A 14,231-nucleotide genomic window follows, 5' to 3' on the forward strand; every position below is an offset into this window, starting at 1 on the left:
TCCCCACAGGCAACCGGCAAAGGATTGCGTCGGCGGCGACTTCATCGATCTGTCGCTCTCTGATGCGAGCGGCCATGGTGTGTTCACGATTCGCAGCCTCAGCCGCCCTCAGATTCCGGGCCCTGCTGAGTTACGACCTTGTCGGTGGAGGTTCGATCCACCGGCGTATCCAGCCAGCGGTGCAGCATGTCCAGCAGGTCCTGGCGTTCCACCGGCTTGGCCAGGTAATCGTCGGCGCCGGCGGTGATGCATTTTTCCCGGTCGCCCTTCATGGCATGGGCGGTCAGGGCGATGATCGGCGTCACGCAGCCGTGGTGCTCCTTCAGCTCGCGGGTGGCGGTGTAGCCATCCTTCACCGGCATCGCCATGTCCATCAGGATCACGTCGAAGGGCTCGCGCAGGAAACAGTCGATGGCCTCCTGGCCGTCCCGCGCGGTGGTGATGTGGAAACCCACGTCGTCCAGCAGCGCGCTGAGGGCGTAGAGGTTGCGCACGTCGTCGTCCACCAGCAGCACCCGGCGCCCGCTCAGGGACTGCGGTGCGCGGATGTCGACCGACTCCCGCACGCCGTCGAGGAAGCCCTGCACGGCACCGCTCAGGCCCTGCAGGTCCGGCCCGGCCTTGCGCACCACCACCGCGGAGTAGCGGCGCAGCTGCTGCAGCGCGTTGTGGTTGACGTCAACCCCGGTGTTGATCACCACCCGGGTGCCGTTCAGCGGGCGCACCAGGTGCAGTGCTTCCAGCAGGTCGAAGCCGTGCTGGTCGGGCAGGTTGAGGTCCACCACCAGGGCGTCGAACGCATCGTCCACGTAGGCCGCGTGGGCCGCCTCGGCGGTGGACAGCGCGGTCACCTCGAAGCCCAGCTGGCTCAGGTGCTCCTTGTAGTGCTCGCGCTCGCTTTCCACGTCTTCCACCAGCAGCAGCTTCTTCGGCTCGGCCGGGCTCTTCTGGAGGGTGCTGAAGACTTCTTCCAGGTCGCGCCGGCCGATGGGCTTGACCAGGTAGCGGGTGCCGTCCTCGCTCCAGTCCAGGGGCTGCGGCACGCAGGAAATGATGTGCACCGGGGTCTCGCGGTGATTGGGCAGAGTGCGCAGGCTGCGGTAGATCTGCCAGCCGCTGATGTCCGGCAGCAGGATGTCGAGAATCACCGCGGCGAAGCGCTCGTCGTGCAACACCTGCATGGCCTGCTTGCCGCTGCGGCAGTGCACCGTGGAAAAGCCGTGGGCCTGGGCGCTCTCGGCGATCACCGAGGCGAAGTTGACGTCGTCCTCGACGATCAGCAGCGGGTCGCCCTTGCCGGCGCGCACCGGCGGCCCGTCCGGCTCCGGTTCCTCGCTCTGCACCACCGAGACCGGCAGGCGCACGGTGAATACCGAGCCCTCCCCCGGCGCGCTTTGCAGTGCGATGTCGCCGCCCAGGGCCAGCACCAGCTGGCGGGTGATGGCCAGGCCCAGGCCGGTGCCGCCGAAGCGCCGGCTGGTGGAGCCGTCGATCTGCTGGAAGGCCTGGAAGATCCGCTCGTGGTGGTCGGCCGCGATGCCGATGCCGGTGTCGCGCACGGCGAGGGTGAGCATCTCGGTGTCGCGGCCGGGATCGGGCGGCTCGACGCCCACGGTCAGTTCCACCTCGCCGTGGTCGGTGAACTTGAGGGCGTTGGACAGCAGGTTGCGCAGGATCTGGTGCAGGCGCACCCGGTCGCTGTAGAGGGTGCGCGGCACGTCCGGGGCGACGTGGGTGACCAGCCGCAGCCCCTTCACCTCGGCCATGGGCCGCAGGCTGCCGTCGATCTCCACCAGCATGTCCTGGACCCCCACCGGCTCCAGCTTCAGCTGTATGCGCCCGGCTTCCACCTTGGCCAGGTCCAGCACATCGTTGATCAGTTGCAGCAGGTCGCTGCCGGCGCGGTAGACGATGTCGGCGTGCTTCACCTGCTTGTCGGTGAGGTTGCCTACCACGTTCTGCCGCAATTGGTCGCTGAGGATCAGGATGCTGTTGAGCGGCGTGCGCAGCTCGTGGGACATGTTGGCGAGGAATTCCGACTTGTAGCGGTTGGCGAGCATCAGTTGCTCGGCCTGGTCCCGCAGCTGCTGCTCGGCGGCCTTGCGCTCGCTGATATCGATGATCACCGCCTGCACCTGGGTCTGCTCGCCGCTGAGGATCGGCGACAGGCCCACCTCCAGGGGGATCAGGTGGCCGTCGCGGTGCATGCCGAACAGCTCGCGGTTCTTGCCCATGCGCCGCGTCTCGGGCGCGTCGAGGAAGGCATCGCGGACCTTCACGTGGTCGGTGCGCAGCGATTCCGGCAACAGCATTTCCACCGGCCGGCCCAGCAGTTCCTGGCGCGGGTAGCCGAACATCTGCTCGGCCTGGCGGTTCACCAACGTCAGCAGGCCCTGGCGGTTGACCAGCACGATGGCGTTGGGCGACGCCTCCACCACCAGGCGGAAGCGCTCCTCGGCGATCTTCCGCGCCTGCAGGTCGATCAGGTTCAGCAGGTAGCCGGCGCCGCCCTCCTGGCTGAGGATGTTCAGGCTCACGCCCACCGGCACGCTGCTGCCGTTCTCGCGGCGAATCTGGTACTCGCCCAGGTCGCCGAACGCCGCGTCCTGGGTCAGCCCGTCGATGCCGCCCAGCTCCGGCAGGAAACGCCGCACCCGCTCCCCCAGCAGGTCGTCCGAGTGGCAGCCCAGCAGGTCGCCGGCGCTGCGGTTGGCGAACTCGATGCGCCCGTCGAGGCCGCACATCAGGGTGGCCACCGGCAGGCGCTCCAGCAGCAGGCGGAAGCGTTCCTCGCGCTCACGCAACTGGCCGGCCGAGGCCTGGTTGGCGCGCAGCTCCCGCTCCCGGTAGTGGAGGAAGCCGCCCACCAGCAGTGACAGCAGGACCGCTGCGGCCAGGCCGGTCCACAGGCTGAAGGTCAGTCGGTGGGTGCCCAGGGACGCCTCGTAGGCCGGCAGGCTGGTGAGGGTGAGTTCCCAGGTACGGCCGTATATGTGGAGTTCCTGGCGCAGCTGGAAGCGTGCCGGGTCCTGGGGCGCGGCCCCGTCCAGCAGGCGGGCGTCCGGCGCCTGCAGATCCTTGATCTCGACGTGGAACAGCGGCGCCTGGGTACCGAGAATGCCGGTCAGCAGGTCGCGGATGCGGAACGCCCCCATGACCACCCCGAACAGCGCGGCTCGACGTTCCTCCGCGGTGGTGACGGGCTGGTTGGGGTGGTACACCGGCATGAACAGCAGCACGCCGCTCTGGGTGTCCGTATCGGTTTCCTGCTTCAGGGTCACGGGTGCGGTGAGCACCGGCTCGCCGCTGTCCCGCGCCTGGTCCAGGGCGGCCTTGCGGGTGGGCTCGCTGAGCAGGTCGAAGCCCACCACCCGGCGGTTGCGCCAGTTCAGCGGGCTGATGTAGTCCACCAGCAGGTACTCATCCCGGGGACCGGGCGGGAATGGATGCAGGTCGTGACGGCCTTCGCCCAGAAGCGCGGCGCTGAACGGCGCCAGCTCGGCCTCGCGCAGGTAGCGGGCCCAGGCGATGGCCTGGATGCCGGGATAACGCTCCTGTAGCTGCAACTGGTCCGAGGCCCGCGCCCACTCGTCCAGGGAAACGTCGTCGCTGCCGATCATCACGCCGGCCATGCCGCGCAGCACCATCTCGTAGGCCTGCATGCGCGAATCGATGCGCTTGGCGATCTCCTGCGCTTCCATGGCGAAGCGCTGCTCGTACTCGTGCTGGTTGCGCGACTCCAGCGCCGCCCATTGTCCATAGACCAGACCGCCCAGGCACACCAGCAAAATCAGGGTCACCGCCAGCGGAAGGCGCGTACTGCGCTTCACGGGGACGTGCCTGTCATCCATGGGTATCGGTCCTTATCTGTGCAATCTGTGCAGCCGGATCGGCGAGCCTTTGACGCCGAGTAAATGGCGAGTCCTGAGGAGTCTAGACAGGAATCCTCCAAATGGCCTTGCGCCAGCAGCGACTCGACGAACGGCAGAAAGCAAAAAGCCCCTGGATAGGGGCTTTTGGCGACATTGTTAAGCGTGTTCAGGGATATTGCTGCACGGTGCCTGGTTGCGCCGCCGGTGCCTGCTGCTGGGGTTGCTGAACCTGGGCGCCCGGCAGCGGGCGCAGGTTGACCTCGACGCGGCGATTCTGCGCCCGGCCGCTCTCGGTGGCGTTGTTGCCCACCGGCTGGTCCGGCCCCATGCCGCGGGTGGTGACCCGCTGGACGTTGACGCCCTGGGCGATCAGGTAGTTGGCCACGCTCTGGGCGCGGCGCTGGGACAGGTCCATGTTGTGGGGGCGGGAGCCGGTGCTGTCGGTGTGGCCGACGATCTCGATGCTGTTCTGGTCGTACTGCTTGAAGGAGGTCGCCAGGTTGTTCAGCGGCGTATAGAAGTTGCTGGCGATGTCGGAGGAGTCGGTGGCGAAGGTGATGTTGCCGGGCATGATCAGCTGGATGTTGTCGCCCTGGCGCTGCACCTGCACGCCGGTGCCTTCCATGCTGCGGCGCAGTTCCGCTTCCTGGCGGTCCGCGTAGTAGCCGTAGCCGGCGCCGGCCGCACCGGCCACTGCCGCGCCGATCAGCGCACCCTTGCCGCGGTGGTTGTGGTCGATGGCGGCCCCGGCCACCGCACCGGCGAGGGCGCCGAGCCCGCCGTAGGTGGCGGTCTTGTTGCGGCTGGAACCCTGGCCCTCGTAAGGGTTCTGGGAGGCGCACCCGGCCAGCAGGGCGACGACGGTGGCGGCGATGATCGAGCGGCTCGAACGGGACATGGATCGGCTCCTGGCTAAGTCGCGCCCCGAAGGGTGGGGCGAGGCGTTAGAGCGACCGACGCCGGGGAAATTCCCGAGGGCCTCAGGCGCGCACGAAGGGGTTTTCCCGCATTTCATCGCCCAGCCGGGTGTCCGGCCCGTGGCCGGTGACCACCGTGGCGTCCTCGTCCAGGCGGTACAGGCGCTCGCGGATGGAGCGCTCGAGGGTGGCGTAGTCGCCGCCCCACAGATCGGTGCGGCCGATGCCGCGGCGGAACAGCGTATCGCCGGCGATCAGCAGCTTGGCCTCGGGGAACCAGAAGCTCATGGAGCCGGGCGTATGCCCCGGCGTGTGCAGCGCCACACCGCACCCGCAGGACAGCGCCTCGTCGTCCGCCAGCCACTGGTCCGGCGCCGGGACCGGCGCGTAGGGCACGCCGAACATCTGGCACTGCATCTCCAGGTTGTCCCAGAGGAAGCGGTCTTCCTTGTGCAGGTGCAGGGTGGCGCCGGTGGCCTTTTTCAGTTCACCGGACGCGAGGAAATGATCCAGGTGGGCGTGGGTGTGGATGATCGCCACCAGGGTCAGCCCATGGGCCCGCAGGCGCGCGACGATCAACTCGGGGTTGCCGCCCGGGTCCACCACCAGGGCCCGTTTGCTGACGGGATCGCCGATCAGCGTGCAGTTGCACTGCAACGGGCCGACGGGGAAGGTTTCGCGGATCAGGGCGGGAACGGTCTCGGACATGGGGCGCTTCGGGTCGGGGAACGAAACGCGGATGATCGGCCAGCGGGCGATGGATCACAAGGCGGAACGGCCGGCCCACGCCGCAGGCGGAGACTGTAGGCCAGGCACGGCCTGTGAGGCATGGCTGATCGAGCAGGGCTCACCGGGGGCTGGTGGGCGAAGCGAGGCCACTGGAGCGCCCTGTTCAGCCCCGGCCCGCCGCGCCGCGGCGGTAGGCCTGGGGTACCTGTCCGGTCCATTTCTTGAAGGCGCGGCGGAAGTTGGACGGGTCGCTGAAGCCCAGCAGGGCGGCGATCTCGTGGAGTGGCAGCTGGGTGCCGGTCAGGTAGTCCAGGGCCAGGCGCCGGCGCACGTCGTCCAGCACCTGCTGGTAGGTGGTGCCCAGTTCGGCCAGGTGGCGGCGCAGGCTGCGGCCGCTGGTGTGCAGGGCGGCGGCGGCGGTGTCCAGGTCGGGGAAGTCGCCGGGGCGCGCCAGCAGCAGGCGGCGCACCCGGGTCAGCAGCGGGTCGCCCACATCCAGCCGGGCCAACAGCGCCTCGCACTGGCGCTCGCACATCTGCACGGTGGCCGGGTTGGCCAGGGCCATGGGCCGCTCCAGGTAGGCCAGGGGGATGCGCAGCCAGTGACAGGCCTGGTCGAAGGCCGGGGCCTGGCCGAACACCGCGCGGTAGCGATCGGCGTACTCCGGCGCCGGGTAGGCGAAACCGGCCTCCAGGGCGAGGTCATCCTCCCCCAGGAGGAACCGCGCGATGGTCAGGAAGCTGACCAGCAGGCCCTCGGCGGCGAAGCGGCTGTGCAGGCCGGTGGGAAAGGCGTCCAGGGCGCGCAGTTCCAGATGGCCGTCGTGCGCCTGCAGTTCCAGCTCGAACATCAGGCCCAGCACCCGGTAGTACTTCATGGCGAACTGCAGGGCGTCCCCCAGGCTGGCGCTGGCCAGCACCGCGTAGCCGAGAATGCCATGGGTGGAGACGTTCAGCCGCTGGCCCAGCAGCAGGCCGAGGGCCGGTTCGCCACTGCGGGCGAGGGCTTCCTGGGCCAGCTGGTGGAACGCCAGGAACGACACCCGACGCTCCGGATCGTCCGGCAACCCTCGGTGCAGGCCGCTGGCGTCCAGCAGGGCCTGGCGCGCCGCGCCGTGTTCTTCCGCCACGGCCAGCAGCGCCTCGACGTAGGTCACCGGGATGCGTTCGGCGGTGAGGATGAAGGGGGTCTTCATGGGGTGCGCGCGGCCTCCTGGCCGAGTGGAACCCGAGCGGCGGACGATAGCCTCCCGGCGAGGCGTCGGACAAGCCGCAGCGGATGGCCGGATAGGACCTGATTTTTGGCGGGAGCGGACCTGCCACGATCCGCGCCAGGGGGCGATCATCATTCCATCACGGACCGCCCCTGGAGCCCGCCCCATGGCCAGCACCACGCCCACCGGCCTGCTCATCCGGCCACGCCACCTGGCGTTCGACCTGCCCGACCCGCTGCCGCGCCACTGGCACGGCGGCGATGCCTTCAAGAGCCATCTGTTCGACGCCATGTCGGTGCTGTTCCCCGACGGTGAGCGGTTCTTCATCGACTCGGTGAGGCTGTTCCGCGAGCGCATCGAGGACCCGGTGCTGAAGGAGCAGATCCGCGGCTTCATCGGCCAGGAAGGCCACCACAGCCGCGAACACCTGGTCTACAGCCAGCGCCTGCGCGACCAGGGCTACGACGTGGGCCGGCTGGAGGCGCGGGCACAGCGGCGCATCCGCTTCACCCAGCGCACGCTTTCGCCCCAGCGCCAGCTGGCAGCCACCGTGGCCCTGGAGCACCTCACCGCGATCATGGCCGACGCCCTGCTGGCGAAACCCCAGTACCTGGCCGGCGCCGACCCGGCCCTGGTGCGCCTGTGGCGCTGGCACGCCCTGGAGGAAACCGAGCACAAGGCGGTGGCCTTCGATGTCTACCAGCAGGTCTGCGGCGACCGCGCACTGTTGCGCCGGGCCATGCGCATGGCCACCTGGTTCTTCCTGCTGGATACCTTCCGCGGCCTGGCCCACATGCTGGCCCGGGACGGCCTGGCCTGGAATTGGCGGGTATGGCGCGACGGCCTGCGCTTCCTGTGGGGACGAGACGGGTTTTTCCGTTCCCTGCTGGGCGCCTACCGGGATTTCTTCCGGCCCGGCTTCCACCCCTGGCAGCACGACAACCGCCCGCTGATGCAGCGCACCCGCGACGAGTTCGAGGCCCCCGCCGACGCCGAGCGCGCCGCCCTGGCCTGACGGCTCAGTCCAGCAGGCCCAGGGTCTGGGCCCGGGCCACCGCCTGGGTGCGCCGCTCCACCCCCAGCTTGCTGTTGATGTGGCGGGCGTGGGTCTTCACCGTGTGCAGGGAGATGAACAGACGGTCGCTGATCTCCTGGTTGGAACAGCCCTGGGCGATCAGCCGCAGCACCGCCCGCTCGCGGCCGCTGAGGGTCTCGGTGGAACCGGTCGCGACGTCCCCGGCCGTCGCTGGCGGGTCCGTCTCCCGCGCCGGCAGGCAGGCCAGCAACTCATCACGGAGATCGGCGCGTGCGCTGGGGTCCCCGCCGGCCCAGGCCCCCGCCCGCCCCCCGTGGCCGCTGCAGCCACCGGGCGCCTGGAGCGCGTCCCGCAGCCAGTCCGGCTGTTGCCGCAGCAGGCCGGCGAAGGGCAGCAGCGCCCCGCCGCCGCTGGCGTCCAGCGCTGCCAATAGCAGCCCACGCGCTTCCTCGTCGTCGCCCCGCTCGCGCCGCAGCAGCGCCAGGTGCAGGCGCACCTTCTGCGCCAGCAGCTCGCCGCCGCTGGCACCGGCCCGTTGCAGCAGGGCCCGCAGGCGTCGCTCGGCCTCGGCCGCCTCGCCCTTCTGGCGGGCCAGCAGTGCGTGCTGCAGGTCGATGTGCAGGGCCAACTGCGGATGGCTCTCCGGCGCCGCGGCCGGGCGGTCGCCGCCGTAGGTGTCCGCCAGCCGCACCAGCCAGGCCTCGGCCAGTTCCAGCTGGCCCTGGGCCAGCCACAGTTCGCATTTGCTCAGGGTGACCATGGCCAGGTAGTAGATCGGCGGCACGTCCCAGATGTGCATCAGCCGCTCGGCCTCGGCCAGGTGGGCGAAGGCGGCGGCGAAGCGCCCTTCCCGGCCTTCCAGCCCGGCCAGGACGCAGTGGCCGATGAGCAGGCTGCCGTCGCGGCATTCGCGGGCCTCGGCGACCCCGGCCAGCAGCAGGCGGCGGGCGCTCTCGGGGTTCAGGCGCAGGGCCTGCAGGTAGCCCTCGTAGAGGGTCAGGCGCGCCCGGGCGGCGTAGAAGCGCCTGGCCGGCAGGTCGCGCAGGCGGGCATGGCCGAGGCGCACCTCATCCAAAGCCCGCAGCACCTCGCCCCGAGCCTGCAGCACTCGCGCCCGATCGTAGCGGGCCAGGGCCTCGAACAGCGGGTTGCCGACCCGCTGGGCCAGCTCCAGGGCGTCGCGGTTGAGACCGCGGGCGCGCCACAGGTCGCCGCGGGCCACCGCCATGTTGGCCAGGGCCGAGAGGCACAGCAGGCGCTGCCCGTAGCGGTCCGCCGGCAGCGCGGCGAGGGCCTCGCCGCAGTAGGCCTCGGCCCGGGCCAGGTCACCGCGGCCGCGGGCGATGACCCCGCTCAGGGCCATCCACTGGGCCAGCAGGCCCTGCTGCACCGCCGGCTCGGGCGCCGGCAGGAAGCGCGCCAGCTGCGCGCCCAGTTCCTCGGCGGCGTCCAGCTGGCAGGCCAGGGCCAGGGCCCAGCCGTAGAGCATGATCAGCCGCGGCGTGCTGGCCAGCAGGCTGTCCGGCAGGTCGGTCTTCCAGCGCAGCAGCATGGCGACGTTCTGCTCGGCCAGCAGCTGTTCCTCGGACAGGTTCTGCACCAGGCTGGCGGCCACGTCGGGCTGGCCGGCGCGCAGGGCCTGTTCCACCGCCTCGTCCAGCAGGCCGTGGGCGCTGAACCAGCGGCAGGCGCGCAGGTGGGCGCCTGCCTGGGGCTGCGGCGAGCGGGCCCGCAGCAGGTCAGAGAACAACTGGTGGTAGCGGAACCACTCGCCCTGCTCGTCCAGAGGCACCAGGAACACCTGGTGGGCCTGCAGGTGGCGGAGGATCGCCGCGCTGTCGTGGCTGTCGCGCACCGCGTCGCACAGGTCGGCGCAGAAGCGCTCCAGGCAGGCGGTCTGGTAGAGAAATGCCTGGACCTCGGCCGGCAGCCGCTCGATGACCTCTTCCAGCAGGTAGTCGCGGATCAGCCCTTCGGCGCCGCTGGGCTCCCCCGGGGTGCCGTCGGGGACCGCGCCGTCGCGGCCGGCCAGCAGCCACAGGCGCAACCCGGCGACCCAGCCCTCGCTGCGCCGCAGCAGGCACTCCTGGCCGTCCGGGTCGAGGCGTGCGCCGTGGCTGGCCAGCAGCGCGGCGCCCTCCTCGGCATTCAGCCGCAGGTCCTGCTCCTGCAGTTCCAGCAGGTGCCGGTTGAGGCGCAGGCGCGCCAGGTGCCAGTCCGGGCGCTGACGGCTGGTGACCAGCAGGACCAGGCCGGCGGGCAGGTGGTTGAGGAGGAACTGCAGGCAGCGGTCGAGCACCGCGCCCCGCGCCAGGTGGTAGTCGTCCAGGGCCAGCAGCAGGGGCGCCGCCGGGTCGAGGCGCCCGGCCAGTTCGTCCAGCAGGCCGTCAAGCCATTCCTCGAAGCCGAACGGCTGGTGCCGCTGGCGCAGCTTGAGCAGGCCCAGGGCGTTCTCGCCCAGGTCGGGGAAGAAGGTGCGCAGGCCTTCCAGCAGGCGTTCGAGGAACCGGCCGGGGTCGGCGTCGCGGGGGGTCAGGGCGACCCACAGGCTGCGCCAGCGCGCCGGCAGCCCCTCGCAGAACTCGATGGCCAGGGAACTCTTGCCGAACCCGGCGGGGGCGCTGACCAGCAACAGGCGCCCATCCAGTCCCTCGGCCAGGCGTGCGCAGAGCCGCGGCCGCGGCAGGTGGCCCGCAGGCAGCGGCGGACGGAAGAAACGGCTGTCCGCCGCCGGGGTAGTAGCGCGGCCGTCCGGCGACACGGGGGTCGTGGGGTCGGTCATTTCCGCCTCTTGTGGGATCAGCGCGATCCTGCGCGAAGGTCGAGCCTAGCCGCTGGGAACGCGCATTTGAAGGGCGGTCGCATCGACAGCGAAAGGTGACGCACCGGTCACGTTCGGCGAGGTGCCTGGACGGGGTGTTACGCGGGAGCTGCGACGGAAAGTCGCAGACTGCAACAAAAGACATTTTCCGTAGTCGCGACAGCCTCCCCGGGCGCCAGAACGCGAAAAGCCGGCACGAGGCCGGCTTTTCGGGATCAGCGGGTGATCAGCGCACGCCGGCCTGGCGAAGCGCCGCCGGGGTGAAGTCGCTCTCCGAGGCGGAATAGCCGAACTCGTAGGCCTGCTTCTCCTCGTTCTTCATGCCCAGGGCCAAGTAGCGGCCGGACTGCAGGTCGTAGAGGGTCTCCACGGTGTACCAGGGCACCTGCTTGTCGTAGTAGTACTGGGAATGGGCCTCGGCCACCCGCCACAGGTTGTTGCGGCCGTCGTAGTGGTCGATCACCGACGCCTGCCAGGTGTCCTCGTCGATGAAGAAGTCACGCTTGGCATAGATGTGCCGCTCGCCGGACTTCAGGGTCGCAGTCACGTGCCAGACCCGGTGCAGCTCGTAGCGCGCCAGGTCCTGGTTGATGTGACCGGCCTTGATGATGTCGCTGTATTTCAGGCTCGGCGAATCCAGCTTGTAGCTGTTGTAGGGGATGTACAGCTCCTGCTTGCCCACCAGCTTCCAGTCGTAGCGGTCCGGCGCGCCGTTGTACATGTCCAGGTTGTCCGAGGTGCGCAGGCCGTCGGCGGCGGTGCCGGGGCCGTCGTAGGACACCTGGGGCGCGCGGCGCACACGGCGCTGGCCGGCGTTGTAGAGCCAGGCCAGGCGCGGTTCCTTCACCTGGTCGAGGGTCTCGTGGACCAGCAGCACGTTGCCCGCCAGGCGCGACGGCGCGGTCACCCGCTGCTTGAAGTAGAACAGGACGTTGCTCGGCTTGTTCGGGTCGTAGTCCTTGAGCTGGTCGCGGAACACGAACTCGTCCTGGAAGTACACCAGGCTGTAGGAACCATTGGCCTGGGGCGTGGCCTGGGTCACCAGTCGGCGCACGCTGCCGCCACGGTAGCGGGTGATGTGGTTCCAGATGGCTTCCAGGCCGTTCTGCGGGATCGGGAACGGGTTGGCGGTGCGGAAATCCTCCAGGCCGTTGCCGCCCTGGATCAGCTTGGTGTGGGTGGCGTTGTAGCGGGTCGCCTCGAGCACGTTGGCCGGCACGCTGGCGCTGCGGTGGCTGGGGTACACCGGCATGGTGAAAGTGTCCGGGTAGCGCTTGAACATCGCCAGCTGCCCAGGGGTGAGTTTGTCCTTGTACTGCTCGACGTTCTTTGCGGTGATGGTGAACAGCGGTTTCTCGCTGGCGAAGGGGTCGGCGAGGAAGCCCTTGGCGTCCACGGCGCCGGCGTTCTTCGGCAGGCCACCGGTCCACTCGGGGATCGAGCCGTCGGCATTGCCGGCTTTCTCCGCGCCCAGGGGGGTCAGGCTGGCGCCCAGCTTGGCCGCCTCGTCGGGGGACACCGCCGCCAGGGCGCTGCCGGCCAGCAGGGACAGGGTCAGGGATTGCAGGAGCATTCTTGTTGTTTTCATGGGCACAGTCTTCCTCGAAAGTCCCGCCCGCCGGAGCGCGCGAGGATGGCGTTCGTGTCGTGTCGCAGCGAAGCGGCCGCGCCGGGCGCGCGGCCGCCGTCCCGCCTTAGAAGTTCACGCCGAAGCTGAGCGCGACGAAGTCGCGGTCGTCCACGGTGCTGTACTTGCCGTCGAAGAAGTTGGTGTACGACAGGCTGGCGGTGTAGGTGTTCTGGTACTCGGCGTCGAGGCCCAGGCTGATGGCCTTGCGGCCTTCCTCGAAGTTGCCGCCCGGGCCGGGCGAGTAGCCGTCGACGTCATGGGACCAGGCCACGTTGGGCTTGAGGTTGACCCCGGCAAAGACGTCGTTGTAGTCCCAGATCGCCCGGACGCGGTAGCCCCAGGAGTCGGAGGTGGTGAAGCCGTCCTTCTCGCAGTGGCGGCTGACGTTGGGTCCACCGGCGGCGCCCAGGGTGCTGGCGTTGAGCGCCTGGCAGGTGGGCATGCCGGTGAGGGTGCCGGCCAGCGGGCCGGGCCCGAAGATCGGGTCGCGGCCGTAGCGCGCCTCGGAGTTGCTTTCCAGACCGCCGACGTGGGTCCAGCCCACCTCGCCCACCAGGGTCAGCCGCTCGGCGCCCATCACCTGGTCGAAGAAGTGGGTGAGGGTGGTCTGCAGTTGGGTGACTTCCTTGCGCCGGTAGCCGTGCAGGTCTTGCCCGGCGTAGCCGTCCAGCACCGAGGCGTTGTCGTAGGGACGCACGCCGCCGAGGCTGATGGGGTTGAGGCCGGAATAGAGGATGTCGGTGGTGTTGAGCTGCACCGGCGCGTTGGGCCGGTAGCTCAGCTCGCCGCTCCAGGCGGTGCCGGTGGGCAGGGTGGTGGAGAAGCTCAGGCCGTACAGGCGGATGTCTTCCGGGTACTCGATGAAGTAGCTGGAGTTGCCGGCCATGGCCGCCGCCGCCAGGCGCGCCGCGGTGGACGCCCCCACCAGGCCGGCGGCGCCGGTGGCGATCTGGTTGATGGTGTTGGCGGCCGCCACCGACGGCCCCTGGCCGCTGAAGATCGGCAGGCGGCTGTGGTAGTTCATGAAGTAGCCGCCGAACTCGGTGTTGAGTTCCTCGGCGAAGTAGCGCAGGGCGAAGCCGAACTGGCCGCTGTCGCGCGGGTCGCGGTCGCCGCTGCGGCGCACCACCAGGCCCTCGCCCCAGGGCGACGGGGTGACCCCCAGGCCGGAGGGCTTGAGGATGCCGTTGACCAGGGCGATGGATCCCGGGTCGTTGCTCAGCACCGCCAGGTTCATGTCGCAGCCGTCGGCCACCACGTCGGCCTGGGAGAAGAAGGTGCCGCAGTTGTCCACCACCGTCTGGTCCCACTCCAGCTGGTAGAAAGCCTCGGCGGACAGGTTGTCGGTGATGCTCTGGGACACGTAGAACATGTTCACCGGGATCAGGCCTTCCTTGATCTCGGCGCCGGGGCGACGGAACGCGGAGACGTCCACCGGGTTGACGGAGTTGATGCCGTTCTGGATGAAGGTGCTCTCGCCCCAGCTCACCACCTGCTTGCCCACCCGCACCGAGCCGGGCAGGTCGGCGATGGTGTAGTTGTGGTAGACGAAGGCGTCGAGGATCTCGGCGCCGGAGGACTTGGCGCCCTCCTTGCGGTTGTGGTCGTCGATATCCTTGAACGGGCGGTTCTCGTCCTTCAGCTCGAAGTCGTACCAGTACTTGCCGCGGACGAACACGCCGGTGTCGCCGTATTTCAGCTCCAGGTCGTGGATGCCCTTGAAGATCTTCGAGAAGGTCTCGCCGCGCTTGAAGTTGAGGTGACCGTCGTCGGAGGTCTGCGACAGGCCCTTGCCGCCGTTGTTGACGCCGATCAGGTTGCTGTCGGGCTTGGCGGTGGCCCAGCTGGCGCCCACCGACAGCGAGGAGTCGAACTGGCCCTCGATTTCCCCGATGTTGAAGGTCACTGCGGACGCCGGGCCGGCCAGGGTGGACGCCAGGCTGACGGCCAGGGGCAGTTTGGCCATGCGCCAGAGCGGATTGGATGTGGTCATCGACGCGACTCCATGTGTTT

General features: G+C 69.6%; 8 protein-coding genes. 1 reads left to right on the forward strand and 7 read right to left on the reverse strand.

Translation table 11 applies throughout. The features are described from left to right. Positions 1-98: 98 nt before the first annotated feature. The 4 genes from FM069_RS13790 to FM069_RS13805 all read right to left on the reverse strand — a co-directional run bounded on the left by FM069_RS13790 (position 99) and on the right by FM069_RS13805 (position 6,713). Positions 99-3,851 carry a CHASE domain-containing protein gene (locus FM069_RS13790; RefSeq protein ID WP_143488940.1) on the reverse strand — a complete coding sequence of 1,251 codons (3,753 nt, stop codon included), beginning with the start codon at positions 3,849-3,851 and terminating at the stop codon, positions 99-101. Between the two features lie 187 nt (positions 3,852-4,038). Then, entirely contained in the window at positions 4,039-4,770 is a 732-nt protein-coding gene (locus FM069_RS13795) for an OmpA family protein (protein ID WP_143488941.1), read from the reverse strand. Positions 4,771-4,852: 82 nt separating this feature from the next. Then, positions 4,853-5,497 (reverse strand): MBL fold metallo-hydrolase, encoded by a 645-nt coding sequence (locus tag FM069_RS13800; RefSeq protein ID WP_143488942.1) that lies wholly within the window; start codon positions 5,495-5,497, stop codon positions 4,853-4,855. A 184-nt stretch (positions 5,498-5,681) separates the two neighbouring features. Beyond that, positions 5,682-6,713, reverse strand: coding sequence for an AraC family transcriptional regulator (locus FM069_RS13805; protein ID WP_143488943.1), 1,032 nt, complete (start codon positions 6,711-6,713; stop codon positions 5,682-5,684). 184 nt (positions 6,714-6,897) lie between these two features. Between FM069_RS13805 and FM069_RS13810 the strand changes: the two genes are divergently transcribed. Next, the gene (locus tag FM069_RS13810; protein WP_143488944.1) at positions 6,898-7,746 is read left to right on the forward strand and encodes a metal-dependent hydrolase; all 849 of its coding nucleotides are present in this window, start codon (positions 6,898-6,900) and stop codon (positions 7,744-7,746) included. Between the two features lie 4 nt (positions 7,747-7,750). Here FM069_RS13810 and FM069_RS13815 read toward each other — a convergent pair whose 3' ends face one another. The 3 genes from FM069_RS13815 to FM069_RS13825 form a co-directional block, all read right to left on the reverse strand. Then, the gene (locus FM069_RS13815) at positions 7,751-10,549 is read right to left on the reverse strand and encodes a LuxR C-terminal-related transcriptional regulator (protein ID WP_143488945.1); all 2,799 of its coding nucleotides are present in this window, start codon (positions 10,547-10,549) and stop codon (positions 7,751-7,753) included. A gap of 265 nt (positions 10,550-10,814) precedes the next feature. Then, on the reverse strand, positions 10,815-12,176 hold the full coding sequence (locus tag FM069_RS13820) for a DUF1329 domain-containing protein (RefSeq protein WP_143488946.1): 1,362 nt from the start codon (positions 12,174-12,176) through the stop codon (positions 10,815-10,817). Between the two features lie 106 nt (positions 12,177-12,282). Further along, positions 12,283-14,211: a DUF1302 domain-containing protein gene (locus FM069_RS13825; protein WP_143488947.1), complete on the reverse strand. Its 1,929-nt coding sequence runs from the start codon at positions 14,209-14,211 to the stop codon at positions 12,283-12,285. Between the last annotated feature and the right edge of the window lie 20 nt (positions 14,212-14,231).

The organism is Pseudomonas mangiferae (genome assembly GCF_007109405.1).
Classification (GTDB): domain Bacteria; phylum Pseudomonadota; class Gammaproteobacteria; order Pseudomonadales; family Pseudomonadaceae; genus Pseudomonas_T; species Pseudomonas_T mangiferae.